Raw genomic sequence first — 19,032 nt, forward strand, 5'->3', positions numbered from 1 at the left:
TTTTCAGCTTATGTTCTTGGGGACAGGTATAGCAGTCTGTATTCATATCATAGATGAAGTGTACCACTTCGTGTTGGGAGTCGGAGGCCTGCGATGCTCTTCCGGTGTCGGGTACGCCCACCAGGTTGTGAATTCCCCGCTCCAATTCAATCATAATTTTGTTTTTGGTAAATTTAAGAAATATTCCTACATCTATTTTTAATACTTTTTCTTACAGTAAGAAAAGTTAAGTATTAGTTATTTATCAGATTTTTTCTTTTTTGTTAGTAAATTTTTTACAATCTTTATCTCAAAGATATAGTTTAAGACTATATCTCTATTTGGCCCCTTCTTATCACTAATTCATGGTTAAGTTCTCATGTGAGTTAGAATAGCGAAGCTATATTATAATCCTTAGTAATTTGAGTTTTACCTACGGCTGGCATGTACTGTATGTCAAACCTCGATGGGAGCAAAAAGTTTTTGATTCTCTAAATGAAATTTCATTGGAGGCCTTTTTACCTCGAGTAAAGACAATTCGGCAATGGAGCGATAGAAAAAAGACCATTCTAAAGCCTTTGTTCCCTTCATATGTTTTTGTAAATATCCATTCTTCCTTGGAGCTCCATAAAGCATTGTCGGTAAAGGGAGTGTGCGCCTACATCCGTTTTGGAAGGGAGTACGCAATTGTAGGGGACAAAGAAATTGCCCAGATTAGGTTTATAATCGGGGAAAAGGATATTACCAATATAGAAACTGTCACGGAGCTCCCAAAAATTGGTGAGAGCAAAAAAATCCTATACGGTGCTCTGGCCGGGTTGGAATGCGAGATAATCCAGGCCGACAATCACAGCAAAATCATTGTGCGGATTGATTCACTGAGACAGAATATCATGGCCACTATCCCACTCCACAACCTGGAAAGGGCCTGATCCCAAAAAACAGACGATTTTAATGTCAATCAAAGAACACCGATTGGTGTCCAATAAATATTGGGCAAAAAAACTAAAAGGAACTGATCCGGTCGTTGGGCCTGGCCCAAGGGAAAAGTCGGTATGCAGCAAAACCGTTCACGGGGATGATCTGCGGTACTTTCAAAAGCTGACGGGTTCCAACGGCATATCGGAGTACACGGTTTTATATGGTATTTTCAACGCTTTGCTAAAAAGATATCTTGATGTAGGAACAGGGTTTATCCTATCGGATAAAGTCAAGGAACCCAAAAGATTGTTGCTGCTCAAATTACATTCCCACGGGAAAAAATCCTTAAAGGAATCATTGGGCGCGGCAAAGAGGGAAGTACAGGATGTTTATCGATTTTCCGAACATGGACCAAATTCAGCAGGGGGTTTTTCCTTTGTCGACTACGCTTTTATCGGATTGTCATACGGAAAGGGTTTAAAGAACAATTTCGACAAATGCCGTTTTGTTTTGGGTGCAAACAAAAACCATAATCATTTGGAGCTGACCGCTTCCTTTGATCCTTCTTATGTTGATGGGCATGTAGCCGATCATTTCTTGAAAACTCTTGGTGACTGGTTGATAAACCTGGAAGCCTATCTCGGAAAACAAATAGATGAAATCGATATATTGTCCGAAGGGGAAAAGGGCCGAATCCTGAATAAATTCAACAGCACAAAACGAGATTTCCCCACAAACAAGACCATTGTGGACTTGTTCGAGGAACAAGTCAAAAAATCCCCGGAAAACATTGCGGCAACCTATAAAAAGGAAAGTTTGACCTACTTGGAACTCAACAGGAAGGCGAACCAGCTTGCCGATTATATCTCCGGAAGTTGTCCGGAATGCAGGGGAGATGTTGTCGGTGTCCTTATGCCCAAGTCCATTGACGCCATAATCTCCTACTTGGCCATTTTAAAGTTAGGGGCGATTTATATGCCCATTGACGCCTCCTACCCAAAAAACAGAATAGAATACATTTTAAAGGACAGCAATGCGAAATTCATTATTGGCAATTCAGGAACATTGGCCTCTGTTGGTATTGAAAAAGAAAACATCGTCGACATAGAAAATGTGGACTATGGGGGTTTTTCAAATGAAAATTTAGATGAAAAAATCTCCCCCTCCGATGTCGCTTATTTGATCTACACTTCCGGTTCCACGGGGAATCCAAAAGGGGTCTTGGCCAGCCATTCCGGCAACGTCAATATGTCGCTGGATCAAACCCGACAGTTTCGGGTCACAGAAAATGATAGGATAGCTTGGTTTGCATCAATTGCCTTCGATGCCTCCATATCCGAAATGATGATGGCTTTCTATCGCGGAGCAACATTATCCATTCCAACCGAAGAGCAAATTAAAAACAACGGGGAATTACTTGATTTTATAAACAAAGAATCAATTTCCGTCGTTACCTTCCCTCCTTCCTATTTGGATTTAATTGATGCCCAAGATTTAAAAACGCTTAGATGTATTATTACGGCAGGTGAAGCGGCAAACCCCATCAAGACCAAAGAAATCCTAAGCCAAGGGATTGCCTGCTTCAATGCGTACGGCCCAACGGAATATTCCGTGTGCACCAGTATCTACAGTGTCCCAAAAAAATTTGATGCCGGTAAAGTCCCGATCGGGAACCCCATAGCGAACACCAAGGTATATGTCTTGGACGACAACCTAGTCCCTGTCCCGATAGGCGTAACGGGAACTTTATATGTTTCTGGGGTCGGTCTGGCAAAAGGGTATCTCAACCGGGACGAGCTTACCAATGAAAAATTTGTCCCGAACCCCTTTGACCAAGGTACCTTGATGTACAACACGGGAGATCTGGCAAAATGGCTCCCTGATGGGAACATTGTCTTCGAAGGCAGAAAAGACTTTCAAGTAAAAATAAATGGACATAGGGTCGAACTTGGGGAAGTGGAGAATGCTCTATATAAATATTCTGAAGACATCCTCCAGGCCGTGGCCGAACCCAAGTCATTGAACGGAACAAAACACCTTACAGCCTATTACACCATAAAGGCAGGGCATAGCATCGAAAAAACAAGATTGAGGACGTACCTGAAGGAAACGCTCCCCGAATACATGGTGCCCTCCTTCTTTGTCCAGCTCAAAGAAATACCAATCAACCAAAACGGAAAAGTCGACAGAAAGCTCCTTACACGCCCCAAGGCCAAAGATATTATCCAAAAAGAATACATAGCACCAAGAAATGAAACAGAGCGGCAACTGACAGAAATATGGCAAGAGGTACTAAGGGTGGACAAAGTGGGCATCACAGATGATTTCTATGAAATGGGAGGGAACAGTTTGATGGTAGTTCTGATTCTGAACAATGTCCTTAAGAATCTAGGAATGCAACTCAATTATAAAGATTTCTTTGCCAACCCTACCATTGAAGCCATTGCAAAAAAAACTAATCGGAAAGATTATTGTTCGATACCGAAAGCTAAAAATCAGGAATACTATCCATTGGTACCTTCCCAGCATCGGATTTGGGTACTGAGCCAATTAGATGAAGGATCACAGGCTTATATCATGTCAGGAGCTGTTCTTCTTAAAGGNACATAGCCTACTAATGATTAAATTAAAAAGCCTTATACAGTCTAGATTTAATGTCAACTTAAATATCAAAGACTTCTACGATTATAAATCCATCCAATCCCTTACAGAAGTTATCCGGTCTAAAGAGAAAGCGGATAACCATAAAATCCCTCCTGTTGATAAATCAGTAAAAGGATATGAAATATCCAGAGAACAATACCGAATATGGCTCGCTTCACAAACAGTAGGAGGTTCCATTTCTCACAATATGGTACTGGATTTTCAGTTGAATGGAGATTTTGATGTAACCTTACTAAAAACAGCTGTAAAAAAAACCATTAGTCGACACGAAATACTTAGAACTTATTTTTTGTTGAACGCCAATGGAATGGTACTCCAATATCTAAGAGAAACTGTAGATATTGAAAAAGTGATAACTGTAGAGAAAGCCCAAGCAGAAAACGTAGAAAGCCTTCTTTCAGAGTCACACAATATTCATTTTAGACTGGAGGAGTGTCCCTTATTCCACATTTTAATAATTCAAAAGAAAGTAAACCAGTATATTTTTTCACTTGTGATACACCACATCATCGGGGACATGGTGTCTTTGGATCTGTTTTTCAAGGAAATATTGTTGAGATACAATGCATTGTCTCAACGTAAGAAACTATACTTACCTGCGCTTAACATTCAATATAAGGATTATGCCAAGTGGATTAATGACAACCTGAAAAGCTCATATTTTGATGAGCAACGGGAATTCTGGCAGCAATATTTAAATGGCATAGGAGATGATTCCAAATGGTATACTTATCACGGTCAAAGTACTTTTGAAGGAAAGACTTTAACGGATTCCTTTGACCCTGAACTGACGGATAAGATCAAAAGTTATTGTCAACAAAACAATCAAAGATTAATGAGCTTCATGGCAACGGCTCTAGGCATTTTGATTTACAAAAAAACTCATCAAAGAGATATTTTAATTGGTATCCCATCAAGTCTTCGACAGCATCCGGATTTAATGGAACAAATGGGGCTGTATCTAAATGTATTGCCCTTTAGAGTTACTATAGAAAAAGATCAGACATTAAGTGAACTACTAATCAGAAATTCCCAAAATCAAATTCAAATACTGCAAGCCTCTTTATTTCCTTTTGATAAAATTATTGAACGATTCGAAAAAAATCATCAGTTTAATCTGGCATCAAGAATCGACATCTTCCTTAACGTCCTAATAAATGACAGCACCTATCTCGATATAGCTAAAGATTTGGCCATTAAACCTTTAGAGACAAATAACAAGAAAAGCAAATTTCCTTTGTGCGTTTACATTCAACAGTTTGATGAAAAACTCATCTATATGATCGAATACCAAACAGCTGTTTTTACAGAAAATGAAATCAAAAATTTTGAGAAACGGTTGCTGAAAACAATTACTCAAATGATTGATTTTCCCAATAAGTATATCAATGATATTGAGTTAATCGAAAAGGATGCGCTTCCTTTATTTCAAATGTAAACAGATAATAACACTCTGATAAAATGAAAACCATTGCCTCATACCATCAACAAAGAATGTGGTTCATAGATAATTTTGAAAATGATTATCTCTATGATGGAGGTCCGGTGTATCACAATATTCCTTTGGCAATTGAGATTAAGCAATCAATTACTGAAAATGCCTTAAAAGACGCCTTTGCCAGACTTTTGCGCAATCATGAAATTCTGAGAACCCAATTCATATTGGGAAATGATACGAATATTTATCAAAAGATAGTTCCTATTCAGGATATTGACCTGAATAAACTATTGATAAAGAAAGAACAAATTTTCCAAAATGCAGAAGTCTACCGGATGTTACCCTTCGATTATGGAAAGGACTTTTTATTAAGAGGATATTACGAAATCAACCAAGATGCTACCCACTTATTGCTTATACTCAATCAGGCGATTGTGGACAAATATAGTCTAAAAAAAATCCGTGAGTTTTTCCTCGACGTGTTAGAGGAAAAAGGCCTTACCAAAACTCCTCAAATAGTTCAGTTCCAAAGTTTTTCTAATTGGCAAAACGGCTTGGATGGAAATCACCTAGAACCTCTTTTATTCTATTGGAAAGCTCAGCTTAAAGATATTCAAATACTTTACTTCTCCACAGATTATAAACGCGAACATATTCACATTTATAAAAGTAACTCCTTACAGCTAGTCTTACCCAAAAAGAAGATTTTGGAATTTTGCACCCAACATGGTGGATCGGTAAAGGAGTTCATGCTGGCTATGTTCAAAATGGTTCTTTACAAATTCACCTCGCTCAATGATGTGGTTGTCGGCAGTATACTTTCCCTGAGGCCTAAAAGTGAGAAAATACTACTTGGGCCAGTTGACAATATAGTAGTTTTAAAATCGAACATTGAGCCCCAAAAAAATGTATTGGAGAACTATAAGGAGGTAAGGCGAACCTGGAAAATGGCAGAAAAATACAAGTCCATACCTTTTGACAAATTAGTTTCGGAAATAAATCCCAAAAAAGATAGAAGCCGTACTGCTTTGTTCGACATCTTTTTCCATTATGATTTAGTAAATACCCAAAATACGGAGCAAGAACGTAAGATCAACAACAGCAATCTTGGTTGGGGCAAATATGATCTAAATTTATTGGTTAGCGAGGAGACTAATAACTTACTGTTAACCTTGACCTATAATGATTTGTATTTCAAGGAGTATACAATAGAGTCTTTACTAAATGCTTATAAAAAGTTGATTTTTGAATCCATAGCGAACTACAATTTGCAATTAGAAGCGTTTGACATCCCTATTAATGGGGGGGGTAATAAATTATTGACCTTTCCACAAAATGTCTTGTCTGAACAGAACAATCAACTTACCATAACAAGTGAATTTTTTGCCCAGGTAATCAAAAGGGGAGAAAATCCTGCGCTAGTGGGAAGCGGTTTAAGGTCTTTATCCTATAAAGAATTAGACAACCAATCCAATCGATTATCAAATCTACTTCGATCAAAATTGGATATCCACCCGGGAGACAAGGTTGCAGCGCTCCTACCCAAAAACGATGAATTAATAATCACACTCCTTTCCATTTTAAAATTAGGGGCAACCTATGTACCCATAGATCCTAATTATCCTGAAGAAAGAAAACTATTTATCCTCTCCGATTCCAAATGTAAGCTGACCATTGATGAAGGATTCTTTATAACTTGGAGGGACAAAGTCAAAACTGAGAGCGAAGTATTTGAGGCCATCGCGGTGCAAGGCGATACAACAGCCTATATAATATATACATCGGGAACAACGGGTAAACCAAAAGGAGTCAGGGTTTCACATAGCAATGTTGTCAGTTTACTACATTCTTGTTATGCAAATATCAAAGTTAGTGTAGACGATACTTGGGTGCAATTTCATTCATATTGTTTCGATTTTTCGGTATGGGAAATATTTGGATGTCTAATGACCGGTGGGAAATTGCTGATGATTACCCCTGCAGAAGCACGTGACATAGAATCTCTATGTCAACTCATGAATCGATATGAGGCAACCATCTTCAGCCAAACACCATCGGCATTCTATAATTTCATCAATTATGAATCCTTGAAAGTGAAATTACGCTATGTTATTTTGGGTGGAGAAATGTTGTTGCCAAACAAACTGAAAGAATGGAGTGATAATAATCCTGAGGTCAAGCTTATCAACATGTACGGTATTACAGAAACTTCTGTACATGTAACCTTCAAGGAGTTGGGCGTAAATGATATGACCTCCGAACTAAGCAATATTGGGGTGCCTTTGTCCTTTGCCAGAGTATACATTCTGAATCAGCAGTTACAATTGTTGCCCTATGGCAGGATTGGTGAAATGTATGTTGGAGGTAATGGCGTAGCTCAGGGATATTTAAACCGGCCTAAATTGGAGGAAGAGAGATTTTTACCAGACCCTTATCAGGAGGGTAAAAAAATGTATCGAACTGGTGACAAAGCAAGATGGTTGCCCAATGGGGAACTTGAATTTATCGGTAGAGTAGATAGGCAGGTCAAAATCAGAGGCTATAGAATTGAATTAGATGAGATAGAAAATACCATATCACAATTTTCTAATAGCGTACAGCAAGTAGCAGTCGAGTCGAAGATAATCAATCAAGAAGCTATAATAGTCGCTTACTACGTTTCCAAGGAGACGTTCCCTGAATCTGAGATTCGGAACTTTCTACAAAAAAAACTTCCTGAATATATGGTACCCGGCTTCTTTGTAGAACTGGACTCCATGAAATTGACCTCAAATGGAAAAATAGACCGTGAGGCATTGCAGGATATTTGTAAAAAAGATTTGCTCAAGCGGGAATATGTAGCACCCAGGAATGAAATAGAAGAAAAGTTAGCCTCTATTTGGAAAGAAATTCTCGGAATACAACAAGTAAGTATAACGGATGATTTCTTTGAGTTGGGTGGGCATAGTCTAAAAATTATTATGATGAAAACCCGCATTCGGAATGCCACCGGCATTGATCTGGACATTTCTAATTTTTTTGACCACTCCATTCTCAGTGATTTGGCAAAATTCATCAGTGATAAATTAGGAAAAATGACTGATCTACCGGCTTTGGAGTCCGTGCCAGCAGCCCGGGAATACAAATCAACCAAAGCACAACAAAGGCTTTGGTTTATTCATCAGTTAAAACAGAATAAGAGCGCTTATAACATTGCATTTGCCCTTAGCCTATCCGGAACATTCCATTTTGAGGCTTTCCAGAAAGCATTGAATTTTATGTTTGGAAGACACGAAATACTGCGTACGGTCTTTAATGAATCAAATCAAGTGATAAGACCATCAAAGGAATGTCTTGTTGATTTATTAGAAATGAAGCAAGGGGAAGACCTAAAAGATAAACTGCTCAAAATAGCAATGGCTCCTTTTGACTTGGAAAAGGGACCGTTACTAAAAGTCACTGTTCTAAGAGCCAGTGATAAGGTCAGATATTTATTGTTCAATATTCACCATATCATTTTTGATGATTGGTCGGTGACAATTTTTATAAAAGAGTTATTGACCCTCTATGAGTCTTTTATTCAAAATAAAGCCCCAAAACTCAAGCCGATAACATATCAGTACAAAGAATATGCGCATTGGAAAAACAAGATAGCACAAAGCGATTGGTACAAAGTTTCAGAAAAGTATTGGCTGGAACAATATAGGGAGTCAATCCAAGTATTGGAATTCAAATATGATTTCCCAAGACCTAGAAGAAAAACTTTCAATGGCAATAACCTGTTTCTGGAAATCGAACAAGATTTAGTCAAGAGGATTCAGAGTAAAATCAGTAGGGAACGATTATCTACTGTTTCTTTCTTTTTAGCGTGTTTTAAAATACTCCTTTATAAGTATACCAATCAAAATGATATAGCAGTAGGAATACCTGTTTCAGATAGAGATCATTCTGAACTAGAAGATCAAATTGGGCTTTACCTGAATGTAATTGCGGTCAGGTCAAAACTGAAAACTTCGTCCGTATTGAATGAGGTACTTCATCATGAGCACCAAACACTGTTAAAAGCCCTCGACCACAAAGAATATTCCTTTGATGAGTTGGTGGAAAAGCTCAATAAAAATAGAGATATTAGCCGTTCCCCACTTTTTGATGTTATGTTTGCCCACCAATTTGAAGATCAAATCCTACCGAGTAAAGATTCCTGGAATTTTGGCGGTCTTCAAATAGAGCAAATACAATTGAACCCGCCTACCAGTAAGTTTGATTTACTGCTGAATTTGGTGGAGTCCACCTCTAGATTTAGATTGAGATTTTCTTATAATTCGGACTTGTTTGAAAAGTCAACAATCCAACAAATGATGGATCATTTCGTATCCATTCTGGATGTATGCAGTGGAACGGGAACCACTTCAATAGTACAATTATCCATCCTATCCAAGGAAGAAAAAAACTCCCTTTATCCACGTAGGGAAACAACCAAAATTAATCACATCTCTCTGTTTTTAAGAAATCAATTAAAGCTGAGCCCTGACAACATCGTTGTACGATATGGTGAAGAAGAGTATAATTTTAAAACTTTTCATCAGCTCGCCGAAAATATGGCCAGCGCGCTCTATCAAGACTATGGACTAAGGGAGGGGGATCGTATAGCAGTATTCAGTAAAAATCCTGTTATATATCCACTATCGTTGCTTGCCATCATCAAATTGGGTGCTTGTTATTTACCACTGGATGCCAAAACACCGGAAAAAAGAAGGGCATTTATTTTGAACGAAGCAAAGCCCAAGATAATCATTATTGACAAAGAAGTAACTGATGACATTTCCCCCTACAAAACCGTCTATTGTTCGGAACTCAGGAAGGAGCTTAAGAATAAAGTAGTCCTTGATTCGACAAACCTGGACAACGAGTCCTTCATTATCTATACTTCCGGGACTACAGGAATCCCCAAGGGAATCATTCATAGTTATCATAATATTTCAAACCTAATTCAATGGCAAAGGAAAAACTTGGATGTTCTTCAATCCGATGGTTATTTACAATTTGCGGCTTTTACCTTTGATGTGTCGATTCAGGATATTATATTCTGCTTAGCGACTGGATTAACTATTCATCTTCCTAACGAAGAGGAGCGGCGAGACTTTGACAAATTATTCGCATTCATTGGCAGTAATAAAATCTCCATTTTGTCCTTGCCTTTTTCGGTTTTGAGGTCATTTGTTACCGCCATCGATTTGGACAAATTAGATCGATTAAACCTGAAGCACATCATTACCTATGGGGAGCAATTGATCGTTACTAAAAAATTGGGTGCCTTTTTGAAAAGAAATCCCAATGTACAGGTTCATAATTATTACGGGCCCTCGGAGACCCATGTCATTACTTTTAATACATTTAGTGGCACCGAACCTTTAGAAGAATATCAAAACATTGGGAAGCCAATCAGCAATAATGATGTATATCTGCTCGATGAAAACTTACAACCGGTACCCAAAGGAGTAGTAGGCACGCTATATTTTGGTGGTAAGAATATATTCCTTCACTACGTGGATAAGAATCTGCCAAGCAATAAGTATGATATCCCAATGCTCTACAAGGGTGGCCCGCTATACAACACTGGCGATTTGGCCTATTGGCGGGCAGATGGTAAGTTACAATACTATGGTAGAAAAGATCAGCAAATAAAGATAGATGGGAATCGGGTGGAAGTGCGAGAAATTGAACGGGTATTGGCTAATTATAAAGATGTTGAAGAGTCGGTAATCCTTTGTCTGAAAAAATCAGGGAACTATTCCTTGCATGGATTCTATGTCTCAAAAGCCCCTATTTTCGACGCAGATATTAAGGAATTTATAGCCAAGTTCTTGCCCCCATATATGATTCCTCAAACAATCTCCAGACTGGAGGCTGTACCTACCAATAAAAACGGTAAGGTAGATTGGCGTCAATTGGAGAGTATGCTCCCGAGTTCAGCTACTTTAGCGGATGCTAATTTAACCACGCAGTTGAGCGAAACGGGCAAGGTGCTGAAATCTATTTGGGAAGACAATCTCGGAGTATCAATAAACTCACCTGACAGTAATTATTTTGAGCTAGGCGGCCATTCGCTAAGTGCGATGATCTTGCTCAATCAGGTGAGGGAGCAGTTTAACTGCGCAATGGACATTGAAGATATATTTGAACATCGGATCTTTTCGAGAATGATTCATTTTATTACCCAGGCTACTACGTCATTGCGAAAAGAAATTCCAAGAGTAAAAGAGAAGATTTTTTACCCCTTGTCCCCTGCACAATTGAGTTTTTGGTTGAAAATTCAAAATCAGATGGACAAAGAGGCCCACAATATTGCCTTAAGCTTTCGCTTGAAAGGAGTGATTCAGATTAAAGCTTTGAAGGAAGCATTAATGAAAGTTGTTGAACGACACGAAATACTTCGAACAGTGTTTGTTTTGATAGATGGAGAACCACATCAGCAAATACTAAATAGAGATGATCTTGACTATGACATCGAAGTAGTTCAAACACTACTTCCTCAAAATAGATGGAGTGAAGCCATTCAACTGGATACTTCTTTTCAAATAGACACTTGGCCGCTTTTCAATTTTAAGTTGACCGAAGTGAGTGCGGAAGTAAAATTAGTCCAGGTTGAAATACACCATCTCATTAGCGACGGTTGGTCAATTGAATTATTTATCAAGGAACTAATCGGTTATTACTATGCAATTATCAATGATGAAGTTTTGGAGAACTTTCCACCAAAGATTCAATACAAAGATTATTCTGCCTGGATAAATGGCATTAAGGATTCCCAGATATACAAAAATTCAGAGGATTACTGGAAGAAAAATTTGTCGAATTTGGTATATCAGGATAGCTTTAGAAAACTCCGTATCTGTGAAGCTACTTCGTCACTCGATGGAACCAATTTTGTCTTTGAGATTCCAAAACATAGTGCCCTAACCCAATTTACAGAGCGACAACAAGTGAGTCCTTATATACTTGTTCTCAGTGCTTTGTTTTTGCTGCACTATAAATACAGTAAGCAAACGGATTTTATAATTCCTAGTGTGTCCGCAGGTCGGATACACAAAGATATCGAAAAGATAATGGGTTATTTTTTAAACTCCTACTTTTTGCGTATCCTTTTAGAGCACCAAATGAGTTTGTCGGAATTGATAAGGCAAGTCAAAGACATTTCTATCAAGGCACTTAAACATCAGGTTTATTCTTTTGAGGAAATGATAAGCATCATCAATGAAGAAAAAAGGTTGATTCCAGATAAGCCGCTTTATGAGCTGGGAGTTACCTACCAAAAATCGGTTTTCAGCAGAGATCACAAGATAGATGAGGTCCAATTGAATCAATTGGACTTCGCGCCATTTCCTCCCAAAGTGATAAAAGTAAAAGATCCACTTTGGTGGTACTTTACAGAACACGATCAAAATATATTGGTGGACATTCACTTCAATACCGAAATTTATAAAGTATCTGCAATTAGAAACTTGGTCAATGATTTTAATGATTTGTTTGGGTCCCTTATACAAAGTCCTTTGAATAGGACGATTGAAGCCTTATGCAATTCGCGAAATGAATCCTTTGCTGAAATGCAACAAAAAGCCTATCAAAAAATAGAATCAGATTTTTAAACTATTACTAAATCTACCATTTTATGAAATGGGATAACCAAAAGGGATTACCCTATACGATTCAATGTCAATTTATGGCAAATGACAAAGGCTTTGGAGCTTGGTATCTTGATAATCAAGCAATGATTGAAGAAAAGTTAAAACTTAATGGTGCGGTCCTTTTCAAGCAATGCGGAATATCTACCATCAATGATTTCAACCAAGTACTGGACCTTGTCACCAAGAACCTAAAACCCTACATCGATGGATTCTCTCCTCGCTCGAAACTTCAGTCGAATATCTATACCTCAACCGAGTATGATAAAAGCCAATACATAACCCTGCATAACGAGCTGTCTTATTCTTCGAATTGGCCAAACAAACTATTTTTTTGCTGTATTGTTCCATCTGCAACAGGAGGAGAAACTGCCATCTCAGATTGTAGAGAAGTATTGCATTCGATTCCTGAGTCAATAGTAGCTGAGTTTAGGGAGAAAGGTGTTCGATATATCAGAAACATTCATAGTGGCAAGGGTGGCGGTCCATCTTGGCAAGAGACTTTTGAAACCCATGATAAAAAAGAAGTGGAGGCTTTTTGCGATGCCAACGATATTGAATATGAGTGGAGAGACTCAGAAATGCTCAGGCTGACACAAAATCGTTCATCGATTATCAAACATCCTGTTACCAAAGAAGAAGTGTGGTTTAATCAAGTTGATCAATTTCATCCCAGTCATCTACCGAATGAAATTTATGAGACTCTAATGATGCTCAACAAAAATGTTCCAGAAGACCTTCCTATGTATGGCTGTTTTGGTGATGGAAGTGAAATTCCACAAGAATATTTAACTGAAATAAGAAATATTGCCGACTCCAAACGAGTAACCAACAAATGGGATACAGGAGATATACTAATGGTAGATAATATTCTGACCTCTCACGGACGAATGCCCTATACGGGTGAACGACAAATTCTTGTAGCCATGGAGTAAACGTTTTTTAATAGGAAGAATGATCAATAATGGAATCACACAAAGTATATAAAGGAGAAAAGGCGGCATCCTACGACGAAAATGCACAGTTCGAAAAAGGAAATCGAATTCTGCACAAGTATCTTCTAGAAGACATCCTCACTTTTCTGGACTATACTCCAAAGACATTTATAGATCTGGGATGCGGTACTAGTTTCTTCTCGAGTTCCTTTTTTGATTTATTCCCTAATATTAAAGGTGTGTTAATCGACGGATCAGATGAAATGTTGGCTCAGGCCACAGAAAAATTATCACCTCGCGATATCCAAGTCGAATACGTACATTCCTCTTTTCAAGATTTGGTTTTAAAAGATGTCGTGGATCCAATCGATGTTATTTTCTCCTGTCTAGCCATACATCATATCGATGAGGCTCAAAAAGAAATCCTCTACAATAAAATCTTCAATCAACTAACCGACCGAGGAGTATTCATCCTTTTCGATCTTTTTGCTTTGAAAGACCCGAGTGAACAAAAACTTCTGGCTCATATTGCCTACAGAGATATTCAGCGAAAGCTCAAAAAGTATTTAGGTATTGAACAGGAGGGTATAGAACTGGAAGAACTCAGCCTAGGAAATATCAAACGAAATGATACCAGAGAAAAAAAGAGAGAAGGAGACCAAGAATCCTATTTAGATGACATAGTCGGCACTTTGAAGAAAATTGGATTTAAACATGTGATTTTGGTAAATCAAGAGAATAGATTTATTTCAATAGTAGCATTTAAAAAGAATTAAATGAATAAATACTTATTGCACACCTTTATTGAAAAACACAGTGCAGAAAACGGTCATTGGGATGCCATTGCCCAGGGAAATTTAAGAATCAATTATAAAGACTTGAACGAGTTGGCAAATCAATTAGCCCATTTATTACAACAGAAAAAGGTAAATAAAGGAGATTTAATTGGAGTACTGATGTCCAACTCTATTGAGTATTTGGTATGTCTTTTTGCGATAATGAAAAATGGGTGCATTGCCGTACCATTGGAGGCTAACTATCCTAAAAACAGACTTAAAAGTATTATTGCAGAAATAAAGCCCAAAATTGTTTTTTCTACCGAAGAAAATAATAACTTACTCAATTGTTTACGAGGTGATTATGTCAAGGACAGCATAATCTTAGGTTACAGTGAGGAAGGATTAAAGTTGCGCGACAATGATAGGCTAGTTGATATTGAAAGTTTAAGTATAGAGAATTTAAGTGTCGACATAGACGGCAAGGATAGTTGCTATCTTTTATTTACCTCAGGCTCTACCAATAAACCAAAGGGAATCGAAGGTATTCATAAAAGCCTTAGTCATTTTATACATTGGGAAGCTAGTATGTTAAAACTGGATCATACGGCTAATGTGAGTCAATTGGCACCAGTTTCATTTGATGTCAGTCTACGTGATATTTTTCTTCCCATCCTTGTTGGAGGTACCATTTGTATTCCTCCGGGTCAATTAAAATTTCAGATTGATAGATTTATCCAGTGGATACAATCCTCTGAAATAAAAATCATTCACTGTGTTCCTTCCTATTTCAGGTTATTGATAAAGGCATTAGAGGATGATAAGTTTCTAATTCCTTGCCTATCAACACTAAAGAGTATTCTTATCGCAGGAGAACCACTATATGGCAGGGATGTCAACAATTGGTTTGATCTCTTAGGAGATCAAATTCAATTGGTCAACCTGTATGGTCCATCGGAAACCACTCTGGCAAAGTTTTTTTACCAAGTACCTTTTCAAAATTATGCTTCAAATCAAATTATCCACCTTGGCAAACCCATATCTCATACAAGTGCCTTGTTGATTTCAAATGGGCGAATGTGTTCAGAAGGGCAAAAAGCCGAAATCTTAATAAAAACACCCTTTAGAACTAAAGGATACTATAATGATGATGAATTAAATAAAAATAAATTCATCCAAAATCCTATGCACAATGACTTTGTAGATATCGTTTTCCGTACCGGAGATATTGGAAGTTTTGATGCTGATGGTAACATAAATTTTCATGGTCGCACCGATGATGTGGTCAAGTATAATGGCAATCGAATCGAATTACCTGAAATCCAGAATGTTGCTTTAAAAGCAGATGACATAGATCTGGCTATTGCGCAAATCCATTCGCAAAGAGGAAAAGAACAAAAACTGGTTTTATATTACAAATCTAAAAGTGATTTGGATCAAAGCAATGTTTTGAAACAATTATTTAATGCCAACCTTCCTCTTTACATGCATCCAGCCTTATTTGTAGCGATGGAGGAAGTTCCCCGGCTTCCCAACGGAAAAGTGAACAAGAAGGAACTGAGCAGTATACCTTTGCCGAGCCATTCAGTGGGAGAAGAAGTCATAGATGAATTGGAAATGGAGATAGCTGAAATATGGAGAAAATTACTTGATGTACCTTCGGTAACCAGAGAACAATCCTTTTTCCAATTGGGAGGTACTTCCTTAAAGGCCATTCAAATGATTTCTCAAATTTATAAGAAGAAAAAAGTATTACTAAACCTTAAGGGCATTTTTAACCAACCTACGATAGCTGGCATTAAAGAATTGATCTTGGCAGAAGCGGCTCCGGATAACAATATTACGGATAAAACAGAAGAATTGGATGAGGCTAGCGACAGAAAATTATTTACTCAAGCACAACTTACCCATTGGATTGGAGGGGAGCGTGAATCCGTTGATTTCAACATGCCGTATATATATTCAGTAACCGGAAACTTGGATGTTTCTTTTCTGGAGGATGCTATCAATAAGGTCACTGATTCATACAACTTTTTTCAACAAAATTCGGGAGACAAAAATTTACCCTATTTTCAATCTTCATTGGACCTTATCAATATGGAGGGTTCTGAATCCCAAGCGGTAGCAGATTATATGGCGGAATACCGAGGCACACCATTTCGGGAAGGTGATCCCGTAATTAAATTTAAAGTAGTACGGCTAGGCGAAAAATCACATTTATTTGCCTTGCTTACTCATTTGACAAAAATGGATGGGACTTCTGTGCATCTAATTTTTAAGGAGATAAGGAAAGCTTATCTCACCCTTCAAAAGAAAGAAGGATATGAAGCAAATTCCAAGTTGGTTTCGCTAAAAGAAATCGTTAATGCATCGGACTTATCCAATAAGGAACATCAGGAGTTTTGGGAAAAGAGATTTCAATGGTTTAAAAATTCTGAGCGACTGACCCCTAGTGAAACATTTGATAGTAGTTTGCTTAAGCATCGGCAATTTGTAATTAAGTCCGAAGAATTAGAACAATTAAACGCTTTTGCTCAGCACTATAACACCTCTCTTCAGATTCTTCTTACCGCCATCTTCGAGCAGGTATTGGATAAATCATTCGATGGCTCTAGAATGATTTATCACAATGTTATTTCCTCTAGGCATCTGTATGAGCAGTCGGTTTTGGGAAATACTTTATATTTTATTCCTTTCCGCACAATCAGAATGAGTACACTTCAAAATCAATTGAAAAATGTGCAGGATAATCTATTCGCCACACTAGAAAGATTACCAATCGATTTGAACGCCAACAAATATGGTCGACCTTACATCGTTCTAAACATGGTGGATGTGGGTACGGTGAGCGAAGAAACTTTAGGCGGTAGTAATCAAAATGGTTTAAGCATAGAAAACTACCCTCACTATCAAGTTCCTGGTAGATTTCCTATCTCCATTACTGTAAGTATTCACCCGGAAAAGGTCTTTATCGACATAAGTGCCCTGGAAGAATTGGTAAACCATGTAGAAAACGCTGAAAAAACCATAAAAGAAATCTTTGAAGATTTTCTTCTAAAGCTTAATTAAAATGGAGTTAAGGACTCTTGAAAATACGAGTATGGAAGATTTGCTTCCCGTTTTCAACAAATCTTTTGAAAATTATTTTGTTCCCTTCAATTTGAGTTTAGAACAATTGCAGTTCAAAGTCAAAGCAGACAACATACAACCTGATCTCTCGGTAGGAGTGTTTGATAATGAAAAACTAGTGGGATTCATTATACATGGCCTCAATACTAAAGAGCAATGCATTTATAATGGAGGTACTGGAGTTCTCCCTCCATATAGAGGAAGAAGAATGACTAAAAAAATGTATGATTACATCCTTCCGATACTTAGAGAAAAAGGCATTAAACACTCCAAACTTGAAGTAATCAAGGAAAATGTTGTGGCAAAAAAGATATATGAAAGCATAGGTTTTGAAGAATATCGGCTACTGAGTTGTATGCGCACTGAAAAAGAAATAGTATACACTGACACCTATAAAATTCACCGTTATACATCGGATGAAATTATATCTGACCTAATCGTTAGCGATATGATTCCTGCCTGGCAAAGTTCTATTCAGTCTATTGATTCTCAAAAAGAAAAGTTGGTGCAGTACGTAGTGAAAGAAAATAACACAGTGGCAGGAAATTTAATCCTTAACCTTTCTAATAGAATTTTAAGACTTAACGTTAGCAAAGTTCACAGAAGACGAGGGATTGGGAAAGCACTACTTGGCCACGCATCCAAAAGGAACCCAAATCTGAGCGTTTTAAACCTCGATGCTTCCAACAATGTGGTTATTGATTTTTTCAAGTCTCAAGGTTTCGATGTTTATTTAAATCAATATGAAATGAGAATGGACATGAATTAAGAAAGCACACTATGAATTACGATACTTCACCAATTAATAATTTCCTGCGTTTCTTGTTTAAGGAGTTAAATTATTCCCCTTATTCTTTGATCTATCCTTACTCTGCCGTATCATGCTAGTTTTTCCATGATTGAACGATTCTTCAATTTCTGTTATTATCGAGCACACAACTTCATCAATGTAACGAAGCATCCCTGCTTGAATAGCATTGGATGGAGAATCAGTTGAATTTTTGTTTTTAAATATTGGGAATCTCAAGTTTAATTCGCTGGCAATTTCGTATCCAAGGTTAAAGCCTTTTTTGAATTTTGGTTACAACTATTCGATTTTCGCCATTGATTTCGATGGGTTGGTGCCACCCTTTTAGTTTCAAACGGTGCCAATAAAACAGTTTAATTGGTATGGATTATTTCGATTGATTAATTCTTTTAAACTGTCACGTCCTATTTTGGTCTTTTTTAATTGTACCACAATTGCACCTTTCACGGAACACATTAAAATCACTGGATGAATATATAATTGGAAATCTTGCTTGGATACTATACAGAGCTATGGAGGGTAAATTATACCCATAGAAACCATAACTTTTATCCAATGTACCTTTTGTTTTTCCCTTTCTGACATGGGTTTGGGTTTTGGTACACCATCGATTCCGTCCCTTTCCCTTTTCTTTCGGACAAGGATGGCTTCAAGCTCCTCTATAGTGAGGGTTTCTACCACGGCATCGAGTATTTTATTGTTCACCAAATCCACTCACAGA

The 19,032-nt window shown here is 37.6% G+C and carries 9 protein-coding genes; 8 read left to right on the plus strand and 1 reads right to left on the minus strand.

Features of this window, described 5'->3' with window-relative positions:
• Positions 1-401: 401 nt before the first annotated feature.
• From ACFSQJ_RS04065 to ACFSQJ_RS04100, 8 genes are all read left to right on the plus strand, one after another.
• Positions 402-911 carry a UpxY family transcription antiterminator gene (locus ACFSQJ_RS04065; RefSeq protein ID WP_377765799.1) on the plus strand — a complete coding sequence of 170 codons (510 nt, stop codon included), beginning with the start codon at positions 402-404 and terminating at the stop codon, positions 909-911.
• Positions 912-933: 22 nt separating this feature from the next.
• Positions 934-3,510, plus strand: coding sequence for a non-ribosomal peptide synthetase (locus tag ACFSQJ_RS04070; RefSeq protein WP_377765800.1), 2,577 nt, complete (start codon positions 934-936; stop codon positions 3,508-3,510).
• Positions 3,511-3,517: 7 nt separating this feature from the next.
• Positions 3,518-5,002 carry a condensation domain-containing protein gene (locus ACFSQJ_RS04075; protein WP_377765801.1) on the plus strand — a complete coding sequence of 495 codons (1,485 nt, stop codon included), beginning with the start codon at positions 3,518-3,520 and terminating at the stop codon, positions 5,000-5,002.
• A gap of 23 nt (positions 5,003-5,025) precedes the next feature.
• The gene (locus ACFSQJ_RS04080; protein WP_377765802.1) at positions 5,026-12,627 is read left to right on the plus strand and encodes an amino acid adenylation domain-containing protein; all 7,602 of its coding nucleotides are present in this window, start codon (positions 5,026-5,028) and stop codon (positions 12,625-12,627) included.
• Positions 12,628-12,650: 23 nt separating this feature from the next.
• Complete coding sequence (locus ACFSQJ_RS04085; protein ID WP_377765803.1) at positions 12,651-13,598, plus strand: TauD/TfdA family dioxygenase; 948 nt, start codon at positions 12,651-12,653, stop codon at positions 13,596-13,598.
• 29 nt (positions 13,599-13,627) lie between these two features.
• Complete coding sequence (locus ACFSQJ_RS04090; protein WP_377765804.1) at positions 13,628-14,374, plus strand: class I SAM-dependent methyltransferase; 747 nt, start codon at positions 13,628-13,630, stop codon at positions 14,372-14,374.
• Positions 14,375-17,443: an AMP-binding protein gene (locus tag ACFSQJ_RS04095; RefSeq protein WP_377765805.1), complete on the plus strand. Its 3,069-nt coding sequence runs from the start codon at positions 14,375-14,377 to the stop codon at positions 17,441-17,443.
• Between the two features lies 1 nt (position 17,444).
• The gene (locus tag ACFSQJ_RS04100) at positions 17,445-18,272 is read left to right on the plus strand and encodes a GNAT family N-acetyltransferase (protein WP_377765806.1); all 828 of its coding nucleotides are present in this window, start codon (positions 17,445-17,447) and stop codon (positions 18,270-18,272) included.
• A gap of 549 nt (positions 18,273-18,821) precedes the next feature.
• Here the strand turns inward: ACFSQJ_RS04100 and ACFSQJ_RS04105 are convergent.
• Positions 18,822-19,025, minus strand: coding sequence for a hypothetical protein (locus ACFSQJ_RS04105; protein WP_377765807.1), 204 nt, complete (start codon positions 19,023-19,025; stop codon positions 18,822-18,824).
• Positions 19,026-19,032: the final 7 nt, after the last annotated feature.

Origin of the sequence: Croceitalea marina (genome assembly GCF_042684265.1) — a bacterium.
GTDB classification, from domain to species: Bacteria; Bacteroidota; Bacteroidia; order Flavobacteriales; family Flavobacteriaceae; genus Croceitalea; species Croceitalea marina.